The organism is Staphylococcus sp. McC-251-APC-3A2, assembly GCF_009695665.1.
Classification (GTDB): domain Bacteria; phylum Bacillota; class Bacilli; order Staphylococcales; family Staphylococcaceae; genus Staphylococcus; species Staphylococcus cohnii.
In genome coordinates this window covers 527,658-554,293 of record NZ_VUNO01000002.1, presented here as the reverse complement: position 1 = coordinate 554,293, position 26,636 = coordinate 527,658, and the positions used below count along the sequence as shown (strand labels likewise).

General features: G+C 33.3%; 20 protein-coding genes and 1 pseudogene. 10 read left to right on the top strand and 11 right to left on the bottom strand.

Going from position 1 to position 26,636, the window contains the following annotated elements:
* Positions 1-28: 28 nt before the first annotated feature.
* The 3 genes from larA to FYJ81_RS07455 are packed head-to-tail and all read right to left on the bottom strand — an operon-like array spanning position 29 to position 3,603.
* Entirely contained in the window at positions 29-1,291 is a 1,263-nt protein-coding gene (gene larA, locus FYJ81_RS07465) for a nickel-dependent lactate racemase (protein WP_119535399.1), read from the bottom strand.
* Entirely contained in the window at positions 1,288-2,451 is a 1,164-nt protein-coding gene (locus FYJ81_RS07460; protein ID WP_119517550.1) for a 2-keto-3-deoxygluconate permease, read from the bottom strand. Before FYJ81_RS07460 ends, larA begins: the two co-directional genes overlap by 4 nt.
* A gap of 21 nt (positions 2,452-2,472) precedes the next feature.
* Positions 2,473-3,603, bottom strand: coding sequence for a glycerate kinase (locus FYJ81_RS07455; RefSeq protein WP_107504456.1), 1,131 nt, complete (start codon positions 3,601-3,603; stop codon positions 2,473-2,475).
* 138 nt (positions 3,604-3,741) lie between these two features.
* Between FYJ81_RS07455 and FYJ81_RS07450 the strand changes: the two genes are divergently transcribed.
* The 4 genes from FYJ81_RS07450 to FYJ81_RS07435 all read left to right on the top strand — a co-directional run bounded on the left by FYJ81_RS07450 (position 3,742) and on the right by FYJ81_RS07435 (position 9,107).
* Positions 3,742-4,821 carry a CdaR family transcriptional regulator gene (locus FYJ81_RS07450; protein WP_107385769.1) on the top strand — a complete coding sequence of 360 codons (1,080 nt, stop codon included), beginning with the start codon at positions 3,742-3,744 and terminating at the stop codon, positions 4,819-4,821.
* A gap of 311 nt (positions 4,822-5,132) precedes the next feature.
* Complete coding sequence (gene ppdK / locus FYJ81_RS07445) at positions 5,133-7,769, top strand: pyruvate, phosphate dikinase (protein ID WP_107504458.1); 2,637 nt, start codon at positions 5,133-5,135, stop codon at positions 7,767-7,769.
* Complete coding sequence (locus FYJ81_RS07440; protein ID WP_107383819.1) at positions 7,759-8,574, top strand: pyruvate, water dikinase regulatory protein; 816 nt, start codon at positions 7,759-7,761, stop codon at positions 8,572-8,574. Before ppdK ends, FYJ81_RS07440 begins: the two co-directional genes overlap by 11 nt.
* A gap of 119 nt (positions 8,575-8,693) precedes the next feature.
* Positions 8,694-9,107 (top strand): VOC family protein, encoded by a 414-nt coding sequence (locus FYJ81_RS07435; RefSeq protein WP_107383820.1) that lies wholly within the window; start codon positions 8,694-8,696, stop codon positions 9,105-9,107.
* A gap of 571 nt (positions 9,108-9,678) precedes the next feature.
* On the opposite strand, the gene FYJ81_RS07430 is transcribed toward FYJ81_RS07435, so the two are convergent.
* Positions 9,679-10,230, bottom strand: coding sequence for a helix-turn-helix domain-containing protein (locus FYJ81_RS07430; protein ID WP_107385772.1), 552 nt, complete (start codon positions 10,228-10,230; stop codon positions 9,679-9,681).
* 86 nt (positions 10,231-10,316) lie between these two features.
* On the opposite strand from FYJ81_RS07430, the gene FYJ81_RS07425 reads away from it, so the two are divergent.
* The 3 genes from FYJ81_RS07425 (at position 10,317) to gabR (ending at position 14,773) form a co-directional block, all read left to right on the top strand.
* The gene (locus FYJ81_RS07425) at positions 10,317-11,501 is read left to right on the top strand and encodes a CynX/NimT family MFS transporter (RefSeq protein ID WP_119517551.1); all 1,185 of its coding nucleotides are present in this window, start codon (positions 10,317-10,319) and stop codon (positions 11,499-11,501) included.
* 157 nt (positions 11,502-11,658) lie between these two features.
* Positions 11,659-13,143, top strand: a complete 1,485-nt coding sequence (gene cls / locus FYJ81_RS07420) for a cardiolipin synthase (protein WP_107385773.1) — start codon at positions 11,659-11,661, stop codon at positions 13,141-13,143.
* A 238-nt stretch (positions 13,144-13,381) separates the two neighbouring features.
* A complete protein-coding gene (gene gabR / locus FYJ81_RS07415; protein ID WP_154409511.1) occupies positions 13,382-14,773 on the top strand; it encodes a MocR-like transcriptional regulator GabR in 1,392 nt (463 codons plus the stop codon).
* On the opposite strand, the pseudogene FYJ81_RS07410 reads toward gabR, so the two are convergent.
* From FYJ81_RS07410 to FYJ81_RS07395, 4 genes and pseudogenes are all read right to left on the bottom strand, one after another.
* Positions 14,680-15,066: pseudogene (locus FYJ81_RS07410) on the bottom strand (PTS sugar transporter subunit IIC); the annotation flags it as partial. The gene gabR and the pseudogene FYJ81_RS07410 overlap by 94 nt on opposite strands.
* A gap of 385 nt (positions 15,067-15,451) precedes the next feature.
* On the bottom strand, positions 15,452-16,342 hold the full coding sequence (locus FYJ81_RS07405; RefSeq protein WP_107383828.1) for a fructose bisphosphate aldolase: 891 nt from the start codon (positions 16,340-16,342) through the stop codon (positions 15,452-15,454).
* A 136-nt stretch (positions 16,343-16,478) separates the two neighbouring features.
* A complete protein-coding gene (locus FYJ81_RS07400) occupies positions 16,479-17,195 on the bottom strand; it encodes a class I SAM-dependent methyltransferase (RefSeq protein WP_107504461.1) in 717 nt (238 codons plus the stop codon).
* 157 nt (positions 17,196-17,352) lie between these two features.
* Complete coding sequence (locus FYJ81_RS07395) at positions 17,353-17,808, bottom strand: DUF805 domain-containing protein (RefSeq protein WP_119517555.1); 456 nt, start codon at positions 17,806-17,808, stop codon at positions 17,353-17,355.
* 424 nt (positions 17,809-18,232) lie between these two features.
* Between FYJ81_RS07395 and FYJ81_RS07390 the strand changes: the two genes are divergently transcribed.
* Positions 18,233-19,855, top strand: coding sequence for a BCCT family transporter (locus FYJ81_RS07390; RefSeq protein ID WP_107383831.1), 1,623 nt, complete (start codon positions 18,233-18,235; stop codon positions 19,853-19,855).
* 201 nt (positions 19,856-20,056) lie between these two features.
* On the opposite strand, the gene cudC is transcribed toward FYJ81_RS07390, so the two are convergent.
* On the bottom strand, positions 20,057-20,608 hold the full coding sequence (cudC, locus tag FYJ81_RS07385; protein WP_107383832.1) for a choline uptake/conversion transcriptional regulator CudC: 552 nt from the start codon (positions 20,606-20,608) through the stop codon (positions 20,057-20,059).
* A gap of 204 nt (positions 20,609-20,812) precedes the next feature.
* Between cudC and betB the strand changes: the two genes are divergently transcribed.
* Both betB and betA read left to right on the top strand, forming a co-directional pair.
* Positions 20,813-22,306, top strand: coding sequence for a betaine-aldehyde dehydrogenase (gene betB, locus FYJ81_RS07380; RefSeq protein ID WP_107385780.1), 1,494 nt, complete (start codon positions 20,813-20,815; stop codon positions 22,304-22,306).
* Positions 22,307-22,363: 57 nt separating this feature from the next.
* A complete protein-coding gene (betA, locus tag FYJ81_RS07375; RefSeq protein WP_107383834.1) occupies positions 22,364-24,046 on the top strand; it encodes a choline dehydrogenase in 1,683 nt (560 codons plus the stop codon).
* A 164-nt stretch (positions 24,047-24,210) separates the two neighbouring features.
* Here the strand turns inward: betA and FYJ81_RS07370 are convergent, their stop codons facing one another.
* Positions 24,211-24,357 (bottom strand): hypothetical protein, encoded by a 147-nt coding sequence (locus tag FYJ81_RS07370; protein ID WP_154409510.1) that lies wholly within the window; start codon positions 24,355-24,357, stop codon positions 24,211-24,213.
* Positions 24,358-24,382: 25 nt separating this feature from the next.
* On the bottom strand, positions 24,383-26,539 hold the full coding sequence (locus FYJ81_RS07365; protein ID WP_119517883.1) for a bifunctional glycosyltransferase family 2 protein/CDP-glycerol:glycerophosphate glycerophosphotransferase: 2,157 nt from the start codon (positions 26,537-26,539) through the stop codon (positions 24,383-24,385).
* Positions 26,540-26,636 lie beyond the last annotated feature (97 nt).

Below are 26,636 nucleotides of genomic sequence, written 5' to 3'. Positions count from 1 at the left end.
CCTTGAATATTTTTGGACTCATTGAAAATTATGATTCTACATACGGTATAGTAAGGGGACCTAGTGGCATAACTCCAATACTCATGTCTTTTCCATATTGTTGTTCTAAAGATTTTAATGTTGCTTCAATATTTGAAATAGGATGTAACATAGCATCTTTTGCTTGTTGATCAGTTAATTTGGAATATAAATACACATCTGCAAAAGTCTGAATCACAGCCTGTTTTTGTACTTGCCACTGGTCTAGCATGGCGAAGTTTGGGTCATTAATCATTTTGACAAGTGCTTCTGGGGTGTCTGCCATCTTCAGTATTTCTGCATAATTACCATGATTTGGGAAACCATCGCTGCATTCAGATAACATGATAATACTGCCTCCTTCTTTAACCACTTTATGAGCAGCACTCATTCCCTTGACTGTTTGATATAAATTTTGATCAAGTGGATAACCAGAATTAGATGCGATAACGACATCAAAACGATGGTCACATTTGAACATAGCGTGTTTTTTAGCATAAGCACATCCCAAATCATGTGCTTTATACAGTTCTCCAGCAAAGACTTCTGTAATTTCTTTTTCTTTGTTCAATGTTACATTGAGCATGAAGTCAGGTTTGCACATGGCATTAATTTCTCGAGTCATATCTTGCACTGGATTATCTGTCATATTCCCCCAAGTAGAACGAATATCACCGATCATTTTAGCATTGTGAAATGTCATGATTGTTTCTATACCTGCAATACCAGGCATAATTCCTTTTGGACCTCCTGAAAATCCAGCAAAGAAATGTGGTTCTATAAAGCCAGTTACAATTTTGAAATCAGAATCTACATAATCTTTGTTTAAGTAAACATCACATCCGTATTTACTATGACCAACTTTTTTTAAAGTTTGTTTATCATTGCAATGATTATGTACAATTCTAATGTTGTTTACGATATCTTCACCTAGCATTTGTATTAATTCATCTTCGGTTTGATCTCGATGTGTACCAGTGCCGTTGATGATGACAATATTTTCTAAAGGTACATGTGCAAGGGACTCTACAATAAGTGGTACAAGTATATGATTCGGCGTAGGGCGAGTGATGTCACTAATAACGATTGAAACTGTTTGATTGGATTGTACTAAATCTTCAAGCGGATCCGAATCGATAGGATTCCTTAATGCATCGCGTATGGCTTGTATATCATTATCGAGTGCAGGTATAGGTTTTGGCTCTATTAAGACGCTATTTTCAGGTAATTCTATATTAAGGTTTGACTTTCCATATAATATCTCTGTATTCAAGGTCGATCTTCCTCCTTATATGAAGCGCTTTCATAAAAGCGTGTGTTTATTTGCGCATTAGAATGTGTTTTGGCCGAGTGAGCAACATATTCCTTTGTTCCATATATTCCTTTACTTTTTTGATACCTATCGACCAATATGACTGCTATTGGGCACAATATTGCTGTAGTAATAGCTGAAATTGAAATTTGTGCTGTCGCGATAGGTGCTACTTTCTCAATCATAGCAAACTCACTTTGACTCAGATTACCATTTGCGAGCGCTGTAGAAGCAGCAGCAACTACTGCAGCAGGTGTAGATACTGCGTTACCTGCTGTAGATGATTCAGAAATTGGTGCAATTACACTCTTTTCTTTAAATATTTTAAAGGCAATGATACCAGTAAATGCGGTACAAATAAAGGTCAATAGTGCTAACGTTAAGCCTCCTGATAATACGGAAAAATTAAAGAATTCAGCTAAATTCATACCAGCACCTAAAGAAAAGGCGAAAAAGGGGATGAGTATGGTTTCACCAGGACGTAAAAATTCTGATATTTTAGGGTCAAGATTTCCTAATATCATACCTATACTTAAAGGTAAAAGTACAGAAATAAATGAAATGATTGGAAAGGTTGTACCAATAAATCCCAATGAAATCAAAGTTAACAATGGTCCATCATTAATAGCAAGTATGGACAGACCACCTACATCTGAACGATTCCCATAAGTACTGGTTAAAGCAGCATACATACCACTATTGCTATTTGTCATTGCTGCAATTACAGCTATTATAGACAAACCGAATAATCCACTCCAAGGATCAAATATTGAGCCTAATAAGAGTCCTACCGCTAACCCAGAAAAATATTTTGTTGTTGTTAATAGCATACCTTTTTTTAAGGCTTTACCGCCAATTTTTAAATTCATTTGACTTCCTACACAAAAGATAAAAAGTGCAATTAAGACAAGTGCACTATCTTTAAATAGTTCTTGTGAAAATCCCCCGATTTGAAGCATTTCGTAATAGCCTTGTTCAGTTTTGGGTGCACCGAGTGACTTAAGTAGATTCATTATAGGGCTTAAATGTAATTGATCAACGGTGTTTATAGTAGCGCCTAAAAGTAATGGGACTACCATCAATCCTCCAGGTATTTTTTCTATTGTATCTTTAATTCTCATAACTAACATCCCCTTAATATGTTATTGGTTATGGAAAAATGTTTTTACAATATTCTTGGTTGTTTGTTTTATCAATTTTTCCGATTTTGAAAATGTTTCTTCTAATGACATAGGTCCGTTACTTAAACTAAAAGCGCTGAGAATACCACTGTCTTTTAGGTCTTTTGCATCAACTTCTACTGATCCTCCTATAAAAATAACTGGAATATCATATTTTTTGGCACATTGTGCAATGCCGATTGGTGCTTTTCCATAAAAAGATTGTTTATCAATTTTTCCTTCTCCAGTAAGAATTAAGTCTGCTTGTTTTAAGTATTTTTCGAATTGTATATATTCCATAACTACCTGAATACCTTCTTTAAAGTAACTTGGGAAAAACGCTTTGAATGCACCTCCTAAACCACCTGCTGCACCAGCACCAGGTAAATCGTGTAGTCTAACGCCTGTGGTATGTTCAACTAGATTAGCCCAATGCGTGAGATTATCATCAAGTTGTTGCATATTTTGTGCAGATGCACCTTTTTGTTTCCCAAAAATAAATGATGCACCATTAGGTCCTACTAATGGATTTTGAACATCAGTTGCTATAATAAAATTGCAATGATTTATTCGAGGATCAAAATTTGATAAGTCAATTTGAGCTAAACTTTGTAGTTCGCCACCCCCAAAATTTATTGAGTGATTTTGATTATCTTTTAACTCTGCCCCTAAAGCTTGTAACATGCCAGCGCCAGCATCATTTGTAGCTGAACCACCAATCGCCAGTATGAAATTTTTATATCCTTGATTCAAAGCGTGTAAAATTAATTCACCTGTACCATATGTTGTTGTAGATAAAGGATTTAATGCCTCTTGGGCTAAATGCTTTAATCCTGAAGCTTCTGCCATTTCTATGACACAAGTATGATTATCTAAAACCCCGTATTGAGCTGTTACTTTGTCACCAAGAGGTCCGGTTACACTGACCGTAGTAAACGTCCCATTTGTTGCATTTACTAATGCTTCCATTGTGCCCTCACCACCATCACCGATTGGTAAATCATGAATGGTAGATTCAGGGAAAATTTCCAGTATGCTATCTTTCATATACTTTGTTACTTCGCTTGCCTTCATACTTCCCTTAAATGAATCAGGTGCTAATATGATTTCCATTGTGAATTTCTCCTTTTAAGAAAGCGCTTTCTAAAATGTGTTGTTTTAAGTTTAACGATTTTATTATATTGAAAAAAGGGTTAAACTATACAAAAATAATACTTTGAATTTGTATATAAATAACAAGTGGTGAGATAATTGGATATATTGACTGAAGAAATGGCAACGCTAATCGTTAAAGAAACAGCTAAAAGAACCAAAACTAATATTAATATTATGAATTTTAATGGAGTAATTATTGCATCTTTCGATAAAAGTCGTATCGGTACGCTTCACGAAGGTGCTATTGAAGTGTTGAAACAAGAAAAAACAGTGGTAATCAACCAGGAAGATAGTTTGCATTTTAAAGGTACTCAGGCAGGTATAAACTTACCCATAATTTTCCAAGATAATATCGTTGGTGTTATTGGTATTACAGGCAATCCTAATCAAATAACACATGTAGCAGACTTAGTTAAAATGTCTACAGAATTGTTACTTTATCAAAATTATTTTACGTACGAATTGGAGGGACAAATACGAAGTCAAGAATTATTTATAGAGGAGTTATTAAAAAGTGAATCATCAAAATCCTTTATTCAATATTTAATGAAACAACTTAATATTGATTTATTAACTTATAGAAAATGTATCATTATCGATATCGAAAAACAGATATTTTCTAGAAATAGTATTGTTCGTTCATTAACGAGCAGGATAGATGCTAGTTCATTTACAATTGCATTTACGAATTATAACCGCATCGTTATTCTTGCTACTGCTCATTCGATGCAAGCTTTAGATAATAAAATCAATAATATATACCAAATATTTCAAAACTTAGAGCTGAAAGTCCAAATTGCCTCAAGTCTTATGTTTAAAAGATTAAAAGACTTTAGAAATGCATATGAAGAGTGTGAGTTGGTATTTATGTTAGCTGAAAATGGAAAGATCGTGACTTCATTTGAAGATGTGGAAGAAAAAACACTTTTATATCAAATTGATAAAAATATAAGAGAACGATTTAAAAAAAGGATATTAAGTAATGTGGATCAGCAGAGTATAGATACACTAAAAGCTTTCTTTCAAAATGATTTAAATATAACGCAAACTTCTAAAAAATTGTACATCCATAGAAATACTTTATTGTATAGGTTAGAAAAATGTGAAAAAGAAACAGGGTTAAATCCTAAAAAGTACTCTGATGCTGTCAAATTACAGATTGCAATATGGTGTTAATAACGAAAACAATCGGAGCGTTTTATAAAAAAGTTTAACAAAAATGATTGGAACAAAATTAAAAATATTTTTAGTAATTAAAGTTAAATGTATCTTTATTTTAATTATGTCATACATTAAAAATTAAAAGTCCTAAGCATATCGTGAAATCGTATTGCTTAGGGTTTTTTTATATGGATTTAATTTAACTGAACAGATTAAAGAAAGTGAACGATAAAAGTAATCGTAAAAATTTAGTTGTTTTTTATAAAGTAATATGACATACTCAATAATAATTAGTATGACATATTAAAAATTTGAGGTGAATCTGTATGACGAAATATATTTATGCATTTGATGAAGGTAACAAAGCTATGAAAGATTTATTGGGAGGTAAAGGGGCTAATTTAGCTGAAATGAAACGTTTAGGGTTACCTGTACCGGATGGTTTCACCCTTACTACTGAAGCGTGTATTGAGTATTTAAAGCAAGGCGCTCATCTTTCAGATGAATTAATTGGACAATTACATGAGCAATTAGAAGCATTTTCTCAACGTACACAAAAATCATTTTCTTCTAAAGAATCACTTTTATTAGTGTCTGTAAGAAGTGGTGCAAAAATTTCCATGCCTGGAATGATGGATACTATTTTAAACTTAGGGCTGAATGATATTAATGTTAAAACGTTAGCAGAAAAGACAAATGATGCACGTTTTGCATATGACTGTTACCGTAGACTGTTACAAATGTTTGGCGAAGTAGTATACGGCATACCGATGACGTCATTTGATACATATTTTAATCAATATAAAGAACAACACCATTATCAAAATGATGCAGATATCCCAGCTGAAGGTTTAGAAGAAATATGTGATTATTTTAAAGGTGTTTATTTGGAAGAAGTATATAAACCATTCCCACAAGAGCCGATTGTGCAATTAACAGAAGCAATTGAAGCAGTTTTTAAATCATGGGATAATGATCGCGCACGTGTATATCGCCAATTAAATGAAATACCACACGATATTGGCACAGCAGTTAATATCCAAGAGATGGTCTTTGGTAATAGTGGTGCACAAAGTGGTACAGGTGTTGCATTTACGCGTAATCCAGTGACTGGTGAAGCAAAATTATTTGGTGAATACTTGTTAAATGCCCAAGGGGAAGATGTTGTTGCTGGTATTAGAACGCCAAAAGATATCAGTACATTGAAAGCACAAATGCCTCAAGTCCATCAACAATTTATAGAAGTTTCCCAACAATTAGAAAAACACTATAAAGATATGCAAGATATTGAATTTACTATTGAAAACGAGCAATTATATGTTTTACAAACGCGAAGTGGTAAAAGAACTGCTAATGCAGCGATTCATATTGCAGTAGATTTAGTGGAAGAAGGTATAATTTCTAAAAATGAAGCAGTTATGAATGTTGAAGTAAAATCAATTGACCAATTATTGCATCCTAATTTTGATGATAATGCCCTTGAGAAAGCTACAGCTGTTTCGAAAATGGGACTTCCTGCTAGCCCTGGTGCTGCGAGTGGTGAAATCGTATTTTCTGCGGAAACTGCAAAATTGAAAGCAGAGCAGGGGGATAAAGTGATATTGATGAGACCTGAAACTTCGCCTGAAGATATAGAAGGTATGGTCGCAAGTGAAGCGATAGTTACAACACATGGCGGTATGACTTCTCATGCGGCAGTTGTTGCCAGAGGAATGGGTAAATGTTGTGTGACTGGATGTTCAGACGTTGAAATTAATGTTATAGATAAAAAAGTAACATATCCTAATGGAACATTAAATGAAGGAGACATTATCTCAGTTGATGGTGCTAAAGGTGATATTTATTTAGGTGAAGTTGAAACGATTAAAGCTGAAAGAAGTAAAGCTTTTGAACAATTTATGCAATGGTCAGAAGCAATAGCAAGATTAGATGTACGCATGAATGCCGAAACACCACAAGATATTCAAGCAGGTTACCAATTTGGTGCGAAGGGCATTGGTTTAGTTCGTACCGAGCATATGTTTTTTGGTCCTGAACGTTTAATTGAAATGAGACGTTTCATTTTATCTGATACACAGGATAAAAGAATTAATGCTTTAAATAAAATTAAGGAATATCAAAAAGAAGATTTTGAAACTATCTTGAAGTTATCTGGAGAACGTCCAACAATTATTCGTTTGCTTGATCCGCCTTTACATGAATTTTTACCTAAATCAACTGAAGAAAAAAATAGTGTGGCAAGTCAACTCAATGTCACTGTTTCAGAGTTAGAACATTATATTGAAAGTTTAAATGAAGTTAATCCTATGCTAGGGCATCGTGGATGTCGCTTGGCGATTACTTACCCTGAACTTTATATTATGCAAGCAGAAGCTATTATGGAAAGTGCATTGAAACTTAAACAACAGGGCATTCATTGTCAACCTGAGATTATGATTCCGCTTGTATCTACTGTTTCAGAATTTACAACGTTAAAGTCGCAAGTTGTTGAACGCATTGAAGCTTTACAATCTGAAATGGGAGCAAGCGTTCATTACATGATTGGAACGATGATTGAAACGCCAAGAGCATGTCTGATTGCTGGCGATTTAGCACGAGAATGTGACTTCTTTAGTTTTGGGACAAATGATTTAACACAATTAACGTTTGGCTTCTCACGTGATGATGCTGGTAAATTTATTAATGCCTATTCAGAACAAGGCATATTAACGATAGATCCATTCCAAACACTCGATATAGATGGCGTTGGACAGTTAATTAAACAAACAACAGAACAAGCAAAAGCGGCAAATCCAACGATAAAAATTGGCGTATGTGGAGAATTAGGCGGTGACCACAAATCAATTCAATTCTTTAATCAACTAGATTTGGATTATGTATCATGTTCTCCATTTAGAGTGCCAGGTGCCTTATTATCAACTGCTCAAAGTGAAGTCGAAGGCGGTAGATTGCGTGTTAAATGATAATGAAAAGAAACAGCTAACGCTATTCGTTGTATCTGACTCTATAGGTGAAACAGCACAGCGAATGATTCATGCGACATTAACACAATTTCCAGATGTCACGCGTATAGAAATTAAAAAATTTCCTTTTATAAAAAATCAAGATGAACTACTCAATGTACTTTCATTGGCTAAAGCGCGTGGTGCAGTTGTTATAACGACTTTAGTTAATCCAGAATTTAATAAAAAGGGGCAGGCATATGCTCAAGAACAACAAATTCCGTATGTTGACTATATGTCTGATTTAATTAACATTATTCAAGAACATACGAATTGTTCACCTATTTTAGAAAGTGGTGCTTTGCGCAAGTTGGATGACAACTATTTTAAAAGAATTGAGGCAATGGAATATTCTGTTAAATATGATGATGGTAAACATTTCACGGATATAGGAGAAGCTGACGCTTTAATTTTAGGTGTTTCTCGTACGTCAAAGACGCCTTTAAGTATGTATTTAGCGAATAAAGGTTATAAAATAGCTAATATTCCTTTAGTTCCAGAAGTTGATATTCCAGATGAGGTCTTTAGAAATAAAAATTTAAAAGTATTTGGTCTGACAGCGAGTCCTACTTATATCTTAAATATTCGTACGGAACGTGTGAAAGTTTTAGGTTTACATGGACCTACAGATTATAATAGTGTCGATAGAATTAAAGAAGAGTTGATGTATGCCGAAGAAATATTTGCTAAATTAAATGCTACAGTCATTAATACGGAGTTCAAATCAATTGAAGAGTCAGCATTTTATATTGAAAAGTTTTTATAAGAATGAAAATTATAATTAAATATGGAATTCAAAGGTATTGTTAAAACTTCAGTTGTCTAAATTTATGTTCAAAGGGTATGTTTGATATTAGAAAATAATATTTAAAAAGAAGGGATATTATGTTGAAATCGACAGTGCCGTATTTGTTTTTTAACGGTCAATGTAAAGACGCTTTGGCATTTTATAGTAAGGCGCTGAACGGGGAAATTAAAGCTACAATGACGTATGGTGAAGCGAATGAAAGTGTTGCAGATGATCCTAATCGTGTCATTCATGCGCAGTTAGACGTTGATGGAAACTTATTCATGTTGTCAGATATACCCAAAGACGATGACACAATGTTACAAGATAGAAATGTTTATATTGTTTTGGAATTTGATAGTGAAACAGCAATCGAAGAAGTGTATGAACAATTGAAAGACGAAGGCGATGTTCAAATGGAGTTAGACACTATGTTTTGGGGAGCGAAATATGCCAAGTTGGTTGATAAATACGACATCGGTTGGGATTTAAGTTACACATTTCCACAATAACTAAAGTTGCAATTCGAATATAAATATTCACGAACATGTATCATAATCTGATTAAATGTAAAGAGATGTTTATTAAAGTATAACTTCATATAATAAAAAAATGCATTTTCATTTTTGAAGAGAGCCCCTCAGTTGCATAGCTATTTAATGCTATCAACTGAGGGGCTTTACTTTAGAATAGATTTGCATTTTTTATTTGAAATGGTACGTAAGCTGATTCATTGAAGCGACGAAATATTTAAAAGCAGCTGAGTTTTTTACACTGCTTTCAAAATTAAATTATCATTTTATATATGTACGAATGATTTTGGATTTGGCTATCATATATATGATCAATCCTGTAATTATTGCAATGATTGTAGTCATAGGTAATTGGGCACTTAACGCTGTGATTTCAGGAAGTTCTTGGTGCATGACAAATGGAATAAGATAATTATTGATGTTGAACGTTGTAAACATAACAAGAGCAAATATGATACTGCCGTTACATGCTTTTTTGATATATTTTTATTTTCCACTGTGTATGTAGCATTGATAGTATCTAATGTTGGATAAGATTTTAATTTGATTGCTATTGTGCTTGATAATGAATAGTGGCGGTGAGTATAACAACTTCATCAGTTGGATTATAGTAACGATGTGCTACATCACTATTAAAACGAAAAGCTTGGTTACTGGTAATTGTATAAGAAGTTTGACCAACTTCAATTTTTAAAGTACCTGAGTTAACGATGATAAACTCTTCAGATTGTATATGATGTGGATCAGAAACCATTTTACCACCTGGTTGAATTTCCATTTTAAACATTTCGAAATGCTTTCTTTCATTGTAAGGAAAGTATGGAAAGATCTTAACTTTATCTTCAACAATAGGAATAATATCAGATTCATCTACAAAATCTACAGGCTCGTGCATTGTTGATGTCAGTTGTGACAGGGGTAAATGAAGCCCATTAGCAATTTTCCATAATGTTGTAATTGTTGGATTAGATGTGCCTTTTTCAATTTGGCTTAACATGTTTTTGCTAACGCCAGTCAGATTGGCCATTTTATCTAAACTAAGTTGGTGTTTACTACGATAAGTTGCTAAATTTTTGGCAATAATATTTTGAATATGATACATGTGAATCGCTCCTATTTACATTATAACGTACATATTGTACCATATATAATGTTGTTTAGAAAAATTTATGATGTAAGGTGAGCAAAATGGAAAATTATAGAAAAGTAAAACCATTTAATTGGCTATTATTTATAGGTATTTTGTTAGTGGGTGCAAATTTAAGGGCGCCAATTACTTCAATCGGAGTTGCGCTACCTGATATAAAAAATGATTTGGCGATGTCTAACAGTGCTGTTAGTGTAATTACAGTCGTCCCATTAATCGCATTCGCAATCATTTCACTATTTGCAGCAAAAACAAGTTATCGGTTTGGATTAGAACGAACGATTTTTGTAGCTTTATGTCTAATACTGATTGGCGTAATCGTACGTTCTATCACAGGTGTTTCATGGTTATATATAGGTACCATCCTTATAGGCGTTGGTATTGGTTTTGGTAATGTACTTGCACCTGCAGTAATCAAAGCGAAGTTCCCATTACATATAGGTGTGATGACAGGTTATTATACTGTCGTTATGAACGTATTTGGAGGATTATCTTCATATGGAACGGCACCGTTTGTCAAAGCGTTTAATTATAATATTGCCATTAGTGCGATTGGTGTCATTACATTGATTACAATTATTATATGGGCATTTCAATTGAAAAATAAAGAAGAAACAACAGCATCATTACCTCAAGAGAGTGTCAATGTTTGGAAGTCGCCATTATCATGGCAAATAACAATACTTATGGGCGGACAGTCACTTATTTTTTATTCTCTGATTAATTGGCTACCAGCATATTTATCTCAAAGTGGCATGACTATCAGTGAAGCGGGGATGTATTTATCAATTATGCAAATCGCTATTATACCGTTAACATTTATTACCCCTATATTTGCTACTAAAATGAAATCACAATTTTTATTAACTTTTATGACTGGTTTATGTTTTGTGGTGGGTGTTTCAATAATGTTATTTTCACCGCAACTTGCTTTAATTGCTACGATTTTAGTTGGTGTTGCAAGTGGTTTAGCGTTTGGACTTGTGAATACATTCTTTAGTTTGAGAACGGAACATAGTCAAACGTCGGCGAAGTTATCTGGCATGGCCCAATCTGTAGGATACCTTTTTGCAGCAATAGGACCTTTACTGTTTGGTATACTACATGATGTCACAGGTCAATGGATAGGTTCATTAAGTATTTTATTAATCACTGCACTATTAATCACATTATTCGGCTCACAAGCAGGTCGTAATCGCACAATAGAAAAAACAATAGGACAATAGACAGTATAATGCAAATATTGTACGATATTTTACAACATGTTTTGTTTTTCAATGAGCTTTTAAAATAATTGGATTTGATAAGTTGAACTATATCTTCGTCAATTAAATGAGGAATATAGTTTCATTAAAATCTAATAAAAAACGATGAGGTGTCATTATGCAACTTATTTTTGATCCAAGTGTAAGCCCGATTTATAGAGGTATACTTGCATTTTTCTTTGTTATTAATATAGTGCTTGCGTTTATTATTGTATTTTTAGACAGGGATCGTAGAGATGCAACAGCGACTTGGGCTTGGTTATTTTTACTATTTGTAGTACCTATTTTAGGATTTGTTATTTATATATTCTTTGGACGAGCAGTGCGAAAAAAACGTGAACAAGGTTTTCATCATAATCAGATAGATGACATGAAGGAACGAATGAAGACGCAGTTATCAGATGCTACCAACAAGATTAATCATTCAGATTATCGATTAGTTAAAAAACATGCAGATATTGTTAATACATTGCTAACGAAAGAACCAACATTTTTAAGTTACGATAATAATGTTGATATTTATACTGACGGGCATGCGTTATTTGACCAAATGAAAGAAGATTTACGCAATGCAAAATCGTATATTCATTTAGAGTATTATGTGTTGAAATTAGATAAGTTGGGTTCTGAAATTGTCGATATTTTGCAACAAAAAGCTGAAGAAGGATTAGAAGTTAAAATACTTTATGATGCAGTAGGGTCTAAAACGGTACATAAATCAAAATTCAAAAAATTCCAAGAAGCTGGTGGACAAGTTGAGGCTTTCTTCCAAGCTAAAATTCCATTAGTAAATTTTAGATTAAACAATAGAAATCACCGTAAAATTTTAGTGATTGATGGTATGACTGGTTATGTGGGCGGATTTAATATTGGTGATGAATATTTAGGTTTAGATGAAAACTTTGGCTATTGGCGAGATACACATTTAAGGGTTAAAGGTGATGGTGTTGACGCGTTACAGCTCAGTTTTATCCACGATTGGAATTCTCAATCACACCGTGAACAATTGGAGTTTAATGATAAGTATTTCCCAGATAATGCAAAGCAAGGTGGAGATGTGCCGATGCAAATTGCGCTTAGTGCCCCAAGTGATAATTGGCATCAGATAGAATTTGGCTATATGAAAATGATCATGAACGCCAAAGAATCTATTTATATGCACAGCCCGTATTTTATACCAGATAAAGGTTATATCAATGCATTGCGTATAGCCGCAAAAGCTGGAGTAGACGTGCGGTTAATTATTCCTAATAAACCAGATCATATTTTTGTTTACTGGGCCACAATTACAAGTGTTGCGCAGTTGATTAGAGATGGTGTCAAAGTTTATACGTATGAAAATGGATTTATCCATTCGAAAATGATGATTATTGATGATGAAGTCGCAAGTGTAGGTTCATCAAACATGGACATACGTAGTTTTGAATTGAATTTCGAAATTAATGCATTTATGTATGATGAAAACATTGTCAAAGAGCTTAAAGCTGCTTTTATAGAAGATATGAAAGTATCTAAGGAATTGACAGAGGAACGCTATGAACAGCGATCAAATTGGATTAAATTCAAACAAGCGATTGCTAAATTAGCGTCACCAATTCTATAAAAATATAGAGAACATTGAAGTGACAGTGCATACGATTGCATGTATTTATCAATGTAGCAATCGATTGTGCCACTGAAGTTTCAATAACATATTGTTGTTTTTAAATCATAAGATTAGTCTGACGAGGGCGGAATATGAAATCAAATTTACGCTTTGATTTCAATACCGTCCTCGTTTTCATTATAATGAGTGATATGAAATAACAGGAGAATGGATGAAGTGAAATGGGGGAGATTGGATGCAACGAGAAAGCGGTCAATTTATTTATCGTCAATTATATAGACAATTAAAAGAGGATATTCTCGCATTCAAATATGAGAGTCATGAAAAGTTGCCTTCCAAAAGGGATATGGCTCAACATTTAAATATTAGTGTGAATAGTGTAAAAGCAGCATATGAACAGTTATTAGCTGAAGGCTATATTTATACTGAAGAGCGAAAGGGCTATTTTATTGAGCCTTTAGAAAAATTGATTATCGATCCAAATGCGCAAATATCTCTGGATGTGCAAGAACATCATATTGAAGCTACATACGATTATTCATTTTCACATATGAGTACCGATATTTCAGCATTTCCTGTAGAAATATGGACCAAACTCGTTAAACGTGTATTTCAAAATTATGATTATGAATTGTCTTCGATACCTCAAATTAAAGGTCCAATAGAGTTAAGACAATCGATTGCTAAATTAGTGTCTTATCAAAGAGGCATCCAATGTCATCCGGAACAAATTGTCATTGGTTCTGGAACTAATACACTGTTAACCAAATTAATTCAATTATTACCAGATGAAATCACAATAGCAGTGGAAAACCCTGGATACTCAAGGTTTAGAACATTAATCAATCAAACATCTGCGCAGTTAAAACCGATTGCTTTAGACCGTAAGGGGATATCTATTGAAGATATTAAACAAGCTCAACCTGATGCCACGATAGTGACACCTTCACACCAATTTCCAATGGGGATAATCATGCCTGTATCGCGTCGAATTGACCTTCTGAATTGGGCAAGTCAAACGCAAAGTTATATCATAGAAGATGATTATGATAGTGAATTCAAATATGAAACAGATAATATACCTTCACTGTTTAGTTTTGATAAAAATGAACGCGTGATTTACCTAGGTACTTTTTCAAAAACTTTGATGCCAGGATTACGCATGAGTTATATGATTTTGCCTATAAATTTAGTGAAGAAATTTGATTGCTTTAATTTAAATATGATTCCTGATTTTTCAACGATTCATGCACTTACACTAAATTTAATGATCAAAGAAGGTTATTATGAAAAATATGTGAAAAAGATGCATCAGATATATGGAAAAAAACGAGAAGCACTCATCACACACTTATCAAATAGCTTTAAAAATGACATTCGAATTAAAGATACACAAGCTGGTTTGCATTTTATTATAGAAGTGAACACACCATTTTCTTACCAAGAAATTGAATCGCGTGCTAAAGAAAAGAAACTTGAGCTTTATACGTTAAATCGATTTTCCGTGAAAGCGCTTGAAAAAAATAATGCATATAAAACGCTTATCATAGGTTTTTCAAAAATCAAGCAAGACCAGATTCCCCCATATAATCTACTCAGTTCAACAACGATAACTGTAGCAATATAAGCGCCTACTGGACCCCCATCAAAAGTCGTATAACCTAAGGTACCTACAATAACACAAGAAAATGTAACAAGTGGTTTTGCGCCTAAACCGTAAGCAATCGCCACACCGATGGCAGCACCCGTCATGGACATTGCTACTTTACCGATTTCTGATAGAAATGTCAGATTTAATTGTGGTAGTAATGTTTGTTCTCCAAGCGTTTCTAAAATTAAGCCGATAATCAAAGAGCCAAATAAACCTAAAGCCATATAACTTAGCGCTTCAATAATCCATCTATGTAAATAATTTTTCATATTTCCTCCCCTTAAAATCATTGGTAATTAGCAAATTAATATAATTATATAGTTTGTTGTTATTTATGGCTAGACTATTTATCGATTTCTCATAAAGTTACATTGATTTTACTTACTAAGAAAGTATTGATGAAATAAGGTATAGATTCGGGGTGCAAACATTTTTTAATAAAGTACTCACTATTTTGATAAATGACATATGTGTACGTTAGATTGCGTACAGAGGACAATAAATATAGGTTGAATTTGTAAATCGTTGATAGAACTGCATTTAAACATTACTATATAAAAACACACACTAACTTTTAAAGGTCAGTGTGTGTTTTAAATGTTTTTTATGTTTGCTACTTTTCCTGGGAAATATAAAGGTATTACTGATTAATCATTAAGCTTTGTTTACTGATGCATCATAGATAGAGTCGATTGTATCTGCTAAAATTTTATCAAATTCTTCATCTGATTGATTGACATTTAAGTCATTGATTAATGCACGAGAGAAACTAGCAATTAAGTCTTTGTTTTGTTTTAAAACTTCGTTAGCATGCTCTCTGCTATAACCACCAGATAAAGCAACGACACGAACCACATTAGGGTGTGCGATTAATTCTTGATATTGGTTTGCTTTAGTTGGGATTGTTAATTTTAGCATTACGAGTTCATCGTCATTTAATTTATTTAACTCTGCTAAGATTGCACTTGCTAAATATGATTCAATCTCTGCTTTGTTATCAGCATTGATATTCACTTCTGGTTCGATAATTGGTACCAAACCGGCAGAGATGATTTGTTTTCCGATTTCGAATTGTTGTTGTACGACTTGATCAATACCAGTTTTATTAAATTCTAAAATATTTGAACGCATTTTTGTACCAAAAATTTTATGGTCATTTGCACGGCTTAATAATTTATCTAAGTCTGGAATTGGCTTCATTAACTGTACGCCGTTTTGTTCTTCAGCTAAACCTTTATCTACTTTTAAGAAAGGAACGACACCTTTATCAGCTAAATAGTCACCAGTATGTTTACCATCTACTTCACGATCCATTGTTTGTTCGAAAAGAATTGCACCGATGATTTTATCAGAACTGAACGAAGGTGATGAAACAATTCGTGTACGCATATCATGCACAAGTTTAAACATTTCATCTTCACTGTTATATTGGTCTTCAGTTACACCATAGTCACTTAATGCTTTAGGGGTACTTCCACCACTTTGGTCTAACGCAGCAATGAAACCTTTGCCATTTTTTACTTTATCAAATTGTTCTTTATTCATTCTTACCACTCCTTTTACTTTTATTCATATATAGTATGATAAAAAATAGATGCCAACGCAAGTTGTAGGCTCTAAGTGAAACGAATTATTCATATTTTAATAGGATAAGCGATGTTTTATTGTTCATTGGCACATATTATTTCGTTAGTGCTATTAAAAATATAGGTGTTGGATTATAAAATTCATCTTGTGTTTGATAAATACGTTGATAAATAGTCGTATCTACATGAATGGACTTCGTATTTATTTGCTTAAGGATATTTAAATCGTATTGAGGGCGGCTGTAGTGATTAATTGAAATACTTTGCTTTATATTTTCGCTCTCCGCTAACATCGTGTCTTCTAAAGCATGATGTGCGTGGTGATTTGGTAAATTACTATAATCGGTAAAAGCAACTTTTCCATAATCTCCATCGATATTAATGAGTGTAGCATTTGGTTTTAAAACCCGTAACCATTCTTGGTAGGCAGCTTTTGTATCTGGCAATAACCAAGTGACATTTCTAGAAATGACTAGGTCAAAACATGCGTCGTCAAAGTGTAAATGCTCAGCATCCATGACTTGAAAGTTGACATTCATATTAAAACGTAAAGCATTTTGCTTTGCAGATTGAATCATTTCAGGGGAAAGATCAATGCCAGTAACTTGTGCGCCTTGTTGCTGGCATAGTATTGCCAAAAAACCTGCACCTGTGCCAATGTCTAAGATTTTCATACCAGGTCTAATTGTTATAATCTGATTTATCTCAGCTAACCATCTTTCTGCGTGCACACTTTTTAGTTCTGCTTGTTTATCTTGACTGAAGGATGACGCACGCTTATTCCAATAATTAATTATTTTATTTTTGTTCATGATAAATACCTCATTTATTATAAATACACTATATATGGATTATAAGCTATTTTAGCTGAAAAGTATGGGCTTAATATTTTTTGTAAAAGGAAAAACGGGACAGGAATTGCTTGTAAAGCATGATTTCTGTCCCGTTCTTTATGTGCGTCTATTCTAATTACTTACGTGGTAGACCGTATTGATTACCTGCTTTGTCACTGTCAGTAATCATGTAAAAGAATGCGACGATATTTAAAATGAAGAAAATAATACTGCCAATGCCTAAAAAGCCTTCTAAGATATTGAAAAATATGCCTTCGCCGTATGTGGTATATGAACCAATAAAAAATAATACGAAAAAGATACTAAATATAATTGGAAAAGTCATTGTTCGGCCAATATCATGCATGCGTCTTGTAGCTACTGAAAAATCTGGAATAAAGATAATAATTGTAAATAAAGCGCTAATTGCGTCACTCATCGACATAGGTATTTTGAAAATATGATCTAATAGTATAGCCAATAGGATAGAGATTAACACATTGACCAAAAATGGGAACCACAGTTCTTTTCTTCTGGCACGCCCTTTAAAATTAAACGCATTTTGCCAATACAATTTATAATAATGCCACATGATATAAACTCCCTTGTCAAATATTGATAACAAACAATATTATTCTAACAAAATTAAAATCTATTGCAACTTAAAAACGTATTAAATTTGTGATATCAAAAAGAAAATAACAACTTTTTGAAAAAATATAAAACTAATATTAATACATTATTTATGAATAATGATACAAAAAGAAAGTTTGTTCCATTTGTTAATTTCGTTAAATTTAAACTTAACACTGTGATTAGAACGAATTTCAAGACTGTGGATGTTATAAAAATTATATATTCATTCATCTTTTGAGTTTGTGATTTTTGAATGTAATTTGCATTATTATTAAAAGTTCGTTAGGCTCATGTTTGTAATTTAATAAATGGTTTTGCTAAAAAATTATACTAATTAGCAAATTTTTTACATATTTTACTAACAATAAGGGGTGTCTATTGTGAAAAAAGAAAGAGTAAAAGTAATGGATTGGACGACCTTTATAGGGTCTTCACTGATATTACTTATTGCAGTTATTCCGATGATGGTTTTTCCTAAGGCCAGTCAGGACATAATAACGCATTTAAATGATGTCGTGTCGAGTACACTCGGCTCAGTATATTTATTGATTGGACTTGCAACGTTAATATTTGTACTCTACATCGCATTTGGTAAATATGGCAATGTAACGCTTGGTAAAGCGACAGATAAGCCAGAATTTAATAATTTTAGTTGGGCAGCTATGCTGTTTTGTGCCGGAATTGCTTCAGATATCTTATACTGGGGGGTTATTGAATGGGCATTCTATTATCAAGATCCACCACATGGCGGTAAAGGAATGACGGATAGTGCATTGAATTACGCTACTATGTATGGCATGTTCCATTGGGGCCCAATTGCTTGGGCTACATTTGTACTGCCAGCATTAGCAATTGGTTATCTTGTTTTTATCAAGAAAAAACCAGTTTACAAAATCAGTCAAACAATGCGTCCGATCTTAAGAGGTCAGACAGATGGCATTATAGGAAAAATAGTTGATATTCTATTTATCTTTGGTCTACTTGGTGGCGCAGCTACTTCACTAGCACTTGGTGTACCAATGATTTCTGCAGGTATAGAAAAATTAACAGGTATAGGAGACAGTATGTTGATGCGTAGTATTATTCTATTCACAATTACAGCTGTCTTTGCATATAGTTCTTACTCTGGTTTGAAAAAGGGAATTAAAGTTTTAAGTGATGCAAATGTTATTTTATCTTTTGTATTATTAGGCTTTGTATTTATTGTTGGACCAACGGTATTCATCATGGAAACCTCTATTACAGGCATGGGTAACATGATTAAAAACTTCTTCCAAATGGCTACATGGATTGAACCATTTGGTGGTATAGGTGGTCGTAAAGAAACGAATTTCCCACAACAATGGACGATTTTCTATTGGTCATGGTGGATTGTATATGCGCCATTTATAGGATTGTTTATTGCACGTATTTCTAAAGGGCGTACACTTAAAGAAATTGTGCTTGGGACAATCATTTATGGAACATTAGGATGTGCACTGTTCTTTGGTATCTTTGGTAACTATGCAGTTTATTTACAAATCACTGGTTCATTCGATGTGATACATTTCTTAAATACGCATGGCACAGAGGCTACTATTATAGAAGTTATGCATCAATTGCCGTTCCCTAATTTAATCATTGTGCTATTCTTGTTATCTGCATTCTTATTCTTAGCAACAACATTTGATTCAGGTTCTTATATATTGGCTGCGGCTTCTCAAAAGAAAGTCATAGGCGAGCCATTAAAAGCAAATAGATTATACTGGGCTTTTGCTCTATGTCTATTACCATTTGGATTGATGTTAGTAGGTGGGGAACAAGCTTTAGAAGTCTTAAAGACAGCTTCTTTATTGGCAAGTGTCCCTCTGTTGGCTATATTTGTCATGATGATGATTTCATTCTTAAGAACATTGTCCGAAGATAGATTGAAACTTGAAGATAGAGCAGAAAAATATAGAGAAGTAGAAAGACGTTCGTTACGCATAACACAAGTAAGAGAACGTAGAGAAAATGATGAATAAAAAAGTAACAAGCGCACCAAAATCTTATTTTACCGTAAGATTTTAGTGCGCTTTTTTATAATAACTGCGATTAGACAAACTTTGTAAAGTGAGTGTATTCGCGATATTTCAATACGTATGAACACATACTTAAAGCTGAGACATAATGAACTGTCTCAGCTTTTATTCAAAAATGTTAAAAATAAGCTTGTAACATTTTTGTTAGTCTTTTTTTTCTGGAATTGGGAAATATTTAAATATTTCACCAGATTCTAATGCATTACTTAAATTGTCTAGCCATTCATAATAAGGCAAAGTATCAAGTAATTGTTGTTTAACTTCTTCTGCTTCCGATTTTGTAGCTTCGTCTGCTTTGCTGTTATCAATAATCTTATCAAGTATAGCTACTGCATCGTGAACGCCTTCTGAATTAATAACAATCTCCCGACGCCATTTGCGAGAAAAGAAATTACTAAAGAAATTAAAGAAATCCTTTTCAGCGACAAAATGTTGTTTTCTACTTCCACGTGTGAATTGTTGCTTAACAATATCAAATTCTTGAAGTCTTTTAACACCAGCACTCATGCTGGGTTTGCTCATTTGTAACTGTTCTCTCATTTCATCAAGTGTCATACTGTCTTCAAAAAGCATTGTTCCAAATAAGTTTCCTACACTTCTATTGATGCCATATAGATCCATGGTTTCGCCTATAGCATTAATAACGATATCCTTAGCTTCTTCTAATTGATAATCAGGGTTGGTCGAATGTACCAATTGTCCACCTCCGTTCAAGTCCATATATAGTTAAGTGAAAAATAAATAGTGAGTTCCTATAGTTTACATTCCATACTCAAAAGATGCATGTATAAACCCCTATCATATTTAAACACATTTGACACTTTTTCAACTACTATGATAACATAAAGTTCATAAAATTCGTTAAATAAAAATTTAACAAACTTAACGGAGGTAATTTTAATGGAACTTGTAGATCATTTATCTCGTCTTCAATATATAGATGGAGAATGGGTGGAAAGCTCAAATAAGCAAACGAGAGAGATTATTAATCCATATAATCAAGCAGTTATTCTTGAAGTAGCAGAAGGAACTGCAGAAGATAGTGAACGTGCAATTTTAGCAGCAAGACGTGCTTTTGAAGAAGGAACATGGGCTAATGAAACAAGTGAAAATAGAGGTAAGAAAGTTAGAGCAATAGCTAATTTAATCGAAACACATCGTGAAGAATTAGCGAAACTTGAAACGTTAGATACAGGTAAGACATTAGAAGAATCTTATGCTGATATGGACGATATTGCAAATGTATTTAACTTTTTCGCTGGGTTAGCAGATAAAGATGGAGGAGAAATTATTGATTCTCCAATCCCAAATACAGAAAGTAAAGTCGTTAAAGAACCAGTAGGTGTAGTAACACAAATCACACCTTGGAATTATCCTTTACTTCAAGCATCTTGGAAAATTGCGCCAGCATTAGCGACTGGTTGTTCTTTAGTAATGAAACCAAGTGAAATTACACCATTAACAACAATCCGTGTGTTTGAATTGATGGAAGAAGTTGGCTTCCCTAAAGGCGTTATTAATCTAGTATTAGGTAAGGGTTCTGAAGTAGGAGAACCACTATCAGCACATAAAGATGTCGATTTAGTATCATTTACAGGTGGTATTCAGACAGGTAAACACATTATGAAACAAGCGGCAGATCATGTAACGAATGTTGCTTTAGAACTAGGTGGTAAAAATCCTAATATTATATTCGGTGATGCAGACTTTGAGCTTGCAGTTGATCAAGCGCTAAATGGTGGCTTTTTCCATGCAGGACAAGTTTGTTCAGCTGGTGCCAGAATTTTAGTAGATAACAAAATTAAAAACCAATTTGAACAAGCATTAATTGAAAGAATCAAAAACATTAAATTAGGCGACGGTTTTAACCCAGAAACTGAAATGGGTCCAGTAATCTCTGTAGAACATAGAGAAAAAATAGAGAAATATATGGAAGTAGCTAAATCAGAAAATGCCACTATTGCAATAGGTGGTAAACGACCAGAACGTGAAGACTTACAAGATGGCTTATTCTTTGAACCAACAGTGATTACTGATTGTGATACTTCAATGCGTATCGTTCAAGAAGAAGTGTTTGGCCCTGTTGTAACAATCGAAGGTTTTGATACAGAAGAACAGGCAATCACATTAGCTAACGATTCTATATATGGACTAGCTGGTGGTGTATTTACTAACGATGTTGGTAAAGCAGAACGTGTCGTTAATCAATTAAGAATGGGTACAGTTTGGATTAACGATTTCCATCCATATTTTGCGCAAGCACCATGGGGCGGATATAAGCAATCAGGTATTGGTAGAGAACTTGGAAAAGAAGGTCTAGCAGAGTATCAAGTTGAGAAACATATCCTTCGTAACACAAATCCAGAGCCTGTGAATTGGTTCGGTAAAGCGTAACGTTAATCACTAAAATTAACTATGAATCTTAGAAATATATATCAGGAGGCTATAAAAATGAGAGAAGCGTATGATTATATTATTATTGGAGGCGGCAGTGCCGGATCAGTATTAGGTGCGAGAATTAGTGAAGATGTATCTAATAATGTACTTGTACTTGAAGCAGGACGTAGCGATTACCCTTGGGATTTATTAATCCAAATGCCAGCTGCTTTAATGTATCCAGCAGGCAATAAGCTTTATGACTGGATTTATGAAACTAACGAAGAACCACATATGGATGGTAGAAAAGTAGGTCACGCCCGTGGTAAAGTGCTTGGCGGTTCAAGTTCTATTAACGGCATGATTTATCAAAGAGGTAACCCAATGGACTATGAAAAATGGGCAAAACCTGAAGGCATGGAGAATTGGGATTTTGCACATTGTTTACCATACTTTAAGCGTTTAGAAACAACATTTGGTTCAAGTAAAGATGACCCATATCGTGGCCATCATGGTCCGATTAAGTTAAGAAGAGGTCCAGCAACAAATCCACTATTCCAAGCATTTTTCAATGCAGGTGTAGAAGCGGGCTATAATAAAACACCAGATGTTAATGGTTTCCGACAAGAAGGATTTGGTCCTTTTGATAGCCAAGTTCATAATGGTCGCCGTGTTTCAGCTTCAAGAGCTTATTTACATCCAGCTATGAAACGTAAAAATTTAGACGTACAAACACGTGCTTTTGTTACTAAATTAAATTTTGATGGAAATAAAGTAACTGGTGTTACATTCAAGAAAAATGGTAAAGAACATACAGTTAATGCTAAAGAAGTTATTTTATCAGGTGGTGCAATTAATTCACCACAATTATTACAATTATCAGGTATTGGTGATTCAGAACATTTACGTTCTGTAGGTATCGAACCTCGTTTACATTTACCAGGTGTTGGGGAAAACTTTGAAGATCATTTAGAAGTATATGTACAACATGCATGTAAACAACCTGTATCAATGCAACCAAGTTTGAATAAATTGAAAATGCCATTTATTGGTTTGCAATGGATATTAGGTCGTAAAGGTGCTGCTGCATCCAATCATTTTGAAGGTGGCGGCTTTGTGCGTTCTAACAATGAAGTAGATTACCCAAATCTAATGTTCCACTTCTTACCAATTGCAGTAAGATATGATGGCACTAAAGCGCCAACAGCACATGGTTACCAAGTGCATGTTGGTCCAATGTACTCTAATTCACGCGGTCACTTGAAGATCAAATCTAAAGATCCATTTGAAAAACCTGATTTTGTCTTTAATTACTTATCTACTGAAGAAGATAAACGTGAATGGGTAGAAGCAATTAAGGTCGCTAGAAATATCTTGTCTCAAAAAGCTTTAGATCCTTTCAATGGTGGAGAAATTTCACCAGGACCTGAAGTTCAAACAGATGAAGAAATTATCGAATGGGTAAAACGTGATGGAGAAACAGCATTACATCCATCTTGTAGTTGTAGAATGGGACCAAAATCTGATGAAATGTCAGTAGTAGATCCTGATACATTTAAAGTACATGGTATGGAAAATTTACGTGTTGTAGATGCTTCAGTTATGCCACGCACGACAAACGGTAATATCCATTCTCCAGTATTAATGATAGCTGAAAGAGCTGCTGATGTAATCAGAGGTAAAAAACTATTAGAACCTGAACATATTGATTATTATCGTCATGGTGTACATGATAAAGATGCAGGAACAGTAAAATAATTTATAAGTTAAGAGACTATATAGCACATCCCTTTTTCATTCATTGTGAATGAGAAAGGGATGTTTATGTTTAATATGTTGAATCGAGGCCAACTGTTGTAAAATAGTGTTCTCTTTAATATATGAAGCTTAATACGCTTAGACAAAAATGTGTTTACTTTATACTATAGCGCATCAGTTACAGTGATTTTGAAATGTACTTCTGCCCAAGTAGCGTATGCTCGTTCAAAAGTATAAGATTTTAAAAATAATAGAGCGCTAATCCATAATGGATTAGCGCTCTTATTTTGAGCATAAGCATGTATATCCATGCGCTTTGCATCATTCATTCAATATTTATTGATTTTTGGTAATTAAATCAGCGATTGCTTTAGAAGCATTACCATTTTCAATTGAACAAAAATCGTTATAAAACTTATTAATTTCAACTTTATAGTCATTTTCAATTTGATCTAAGTGTTGTAGGTCCTCTGCTAGTTTATGAGCATCTTGATAAATAGGTCCCGGTAAATCTTTGTGATAATCTAAATAGAAGCCTCTCAAGTCTTTGGCATATTTATCTAGGTCATAAGCAAAGAAGATTTGAGGTCTTTTTAGCACACCATAATCAAACATTACTGAAGAATAATCTGTAATTAAGCAGTCAGAAATTAGATATAATTCCGAGATATCACTATAATTTGATACATCAATTGCAAAATCTTCATAACCTCTTAAATCTAATGCGTTAGCGATAAGGTAATGCATTCTTAATAGAATAACATAGTCATCACCAATTTTTTCTTGCAAGTTATTTAAATCGATTTTTAAGTCGAATAAATATTTTCCTTTTTTGACAAATTCATCATCACGCCAAGTTGGTGCGTACATAATTACTTTTTTATCTTCAGGCAAGTTTAAGTTTTCTTTAATTTCTTGAATGTAAGCTTGATCATTTGCACGATTAACTAAGACATCATTTCTAGGATAACCAATTTCAAGTATTTTTTCTGGCGGCATCCAAAAAGCTGTTTCAAATATCTTAGATGAATAAGCGTTTGGAGAGATAAGATAATCCCATCTGCTTGTTTCTTCCTTGAAATTACGTTTATAGTTATCAGTTGTTGTTCCAGGCATACGGATGACTTTCATATCATTTGCTAAACGTTTTAAAGGTGTTCCATGCCAAGTTTGAATATAAACTTGATTAGCTTTTTTATTCAAGTATAAAGGCAGTCTTGCATTTGTTACCCAGTATTTAGCGCTAGCATATGCTTCATAATATGCTTGTGAACCTTTTTTAACTTTTTTAGCAGGTCCTGGTAAATATACTTGATCAGGTTTTCTGAAAACCCAAATAAATTCATAGTTTGGATGGTACTTCATCATATACTCATAGATATATTTTGGACTGTCACTATAATTTTTACCACCAAAAGCTTCAAAAATGATTGTATTCGGCTTAACTTTGTTTTCATTATCTGTAAGTTGATATAATGAACGATTTTTATTTTTTCGACGTAAAACAACATTTTTGGCTAAGCGAGCACGCTTTCTAAATCTATTAACTTTAAATGCTGGTGTTTTCTTATTAAACATAAGCATTAATGATTCTAAAATAAATAAGGGTTTTTCACTCTTGAATATTGTAGTCATTAACTGCCTAGTGACTTTTGGTAAAAGTTCGCTATTTGATTCATATCTTTCTGGTGTTTTTCTTAATGATGGTTCAAAAGAATCTCTATACAAATTCTTCATTTTAGTTTTTATGAATTTTTTATTTTCTTTTAAAGGCGCACGTTTTACAGCGTCTGAAAAGCTATATACATAGTCATTAAAAATAATATTGAAATCTTGAGTTGATAAAGTCGGTTTTTCGAAAGGATCATAGATTTCTCCTTTAATATAGAAAGGGAATCTACTGATTCTTACAAAGCCATTAGAATATTTAATGAATTCTAAGACGAAAGACCAATCGATAAAGATATCTAAATCTTCATTGAATTTAATATTATGTCCACGTATGATGGCTGTTTTAAAAACGATGTTACAAACAGAATGTTTACGCAGAAACTGATTTGATTTTGTTTTAGTGTTTAAATATTGCACTTTCACTAAATTTTGGTCAACGTATTGTGGTACATCTAAAGTGAAAGAATGAATAGGTGCAATTAAAGCATCGTATTGATTTAAATGTTTCATATAAAAAGCGAGCGCGTATGATGCAAGATAATCATCAGAATCTATAAATATAAAATAAGGTGATGTTACTGCTTCTAACGCGATATTTCTTGCGTAAGCATGCCCGAAGTTTTGAGTTAAATCAATTTCTTTAATTGAGATGTTCCAATCTTTGATTGTTTCAGTTGCAATAGATTTTGAATTATCAGTTGAACCATCGTTAACTATTATTAATTCAAAATCTTGGAACCTTTGATTTTTTAAGCTGTTTAAGCATTTTTCAATATAATCTTCTGAGTTATAATAAGTTACAATAACAGATACAGATTTCATTATTTTACCTCTTTTTCCATTAACTCTATTTATTATTTGAACAGCACACGTCGTCTGCTAATGTTCAATATAATAGGGTGTTTTTTTAAAAGCAATT

Coding starts and splice junctions, on each gene's coding strand:
- FYJ81_RS07460 (WP_119517550.1), bottom strand. CDS start 2,451: ATGAGAATTAAAGATACAATAGAAAAAATACCTGGAGGATTGATGGTA.
- FYJ81_RS07455 (WP_107504456.1), bottom strand. CDS start 3,603: ATGGAAATCATATTAGCACCTGATTCATTTAAGGGAAGTATGAAGGCA.
- ppdK (WP_107504458.1), top strand. CDS start 5,133: ATGACGAAATATATTTATGCATTTGATGAAGGTAACAAAGCTATGAAA.
- FYJ81_RS07435 (WP_107383820.1), top strand. CDS start 8,694: ATGTTGAAATCGACAGTGCCGTATTTGTTTTTTAACGGTCAATGTAAA.
- FYJ81_RS07430 (WP_107385772.1), bottom strand. CDS start 10,230: ATGTATCATATTCAAAATATTATTGCCAAAAATTTAGCAACTTATCGT.
- FYJ81_RS07425 (WP_119517551.1), top strand. CDS start 10,317: ATGGAAAATTATAGAAAAGTAAAACCATTTAATTGGCTATTATTTATA.
- cls (WP_107385773.1), top strand. CDS start 11,659: ATGCAACTTATTTTTGATCCAAGTGTAAGCCCGATTTATAGAGGTATA.
- gabR (WP_154409511.1), top strand. CDS start 13,382: ATGCAACGAGAAAGCGGTCAATTTATTTATCGTCAATTATATAGACAA.
- FYJ81_RS07405 (WP_107383828.1), bottom strand. CDS start 16,342: ATGAATAAAGAACAATTTGATAAAGTAAAAAATGGCAAAGGTTTCATT.
- FYJ81_RS07400 (WP_107504461.1), bottom strand. CDS start 17,195: ATGAACAAAAATAAAATAATTAATTATTGGAATAAGCGTGCGTCATCC.
- FYJ81_RS07395 (WP_119517555.1), bottom strand. CDS start 17,808: ATGTGGCATTATTATAAATTGTATTGGCAAAATGCGTTTAATTTTAAA.
- betB (WP_107385780.1), top strand. CDS start 20,813: ATGGAACTTGTAGATCATTTATCTCGTCTTCAATATATAGATGGAGAA.
- betA (WP_107383834.1), top strand. CDS start 22,364: ATGAGAGAAGCGTATGATTATATTATTATTGGAGGCGGCAGTGCCGGA.
- FYJ81_RS07370 (WP_154409510.1), bottom strand. CDS start 24,357: ATGGATATACATGCTTATGCTCAAAATAAGAGCGCTAATCCATTATGG.
- FYJ81_RS07365 (WP_119517883.1), bottom strand. CDS start 26,539: ATGAAATCTGTATCTGTTATTGTAACTTATTATAACTCAGAAGATTAT.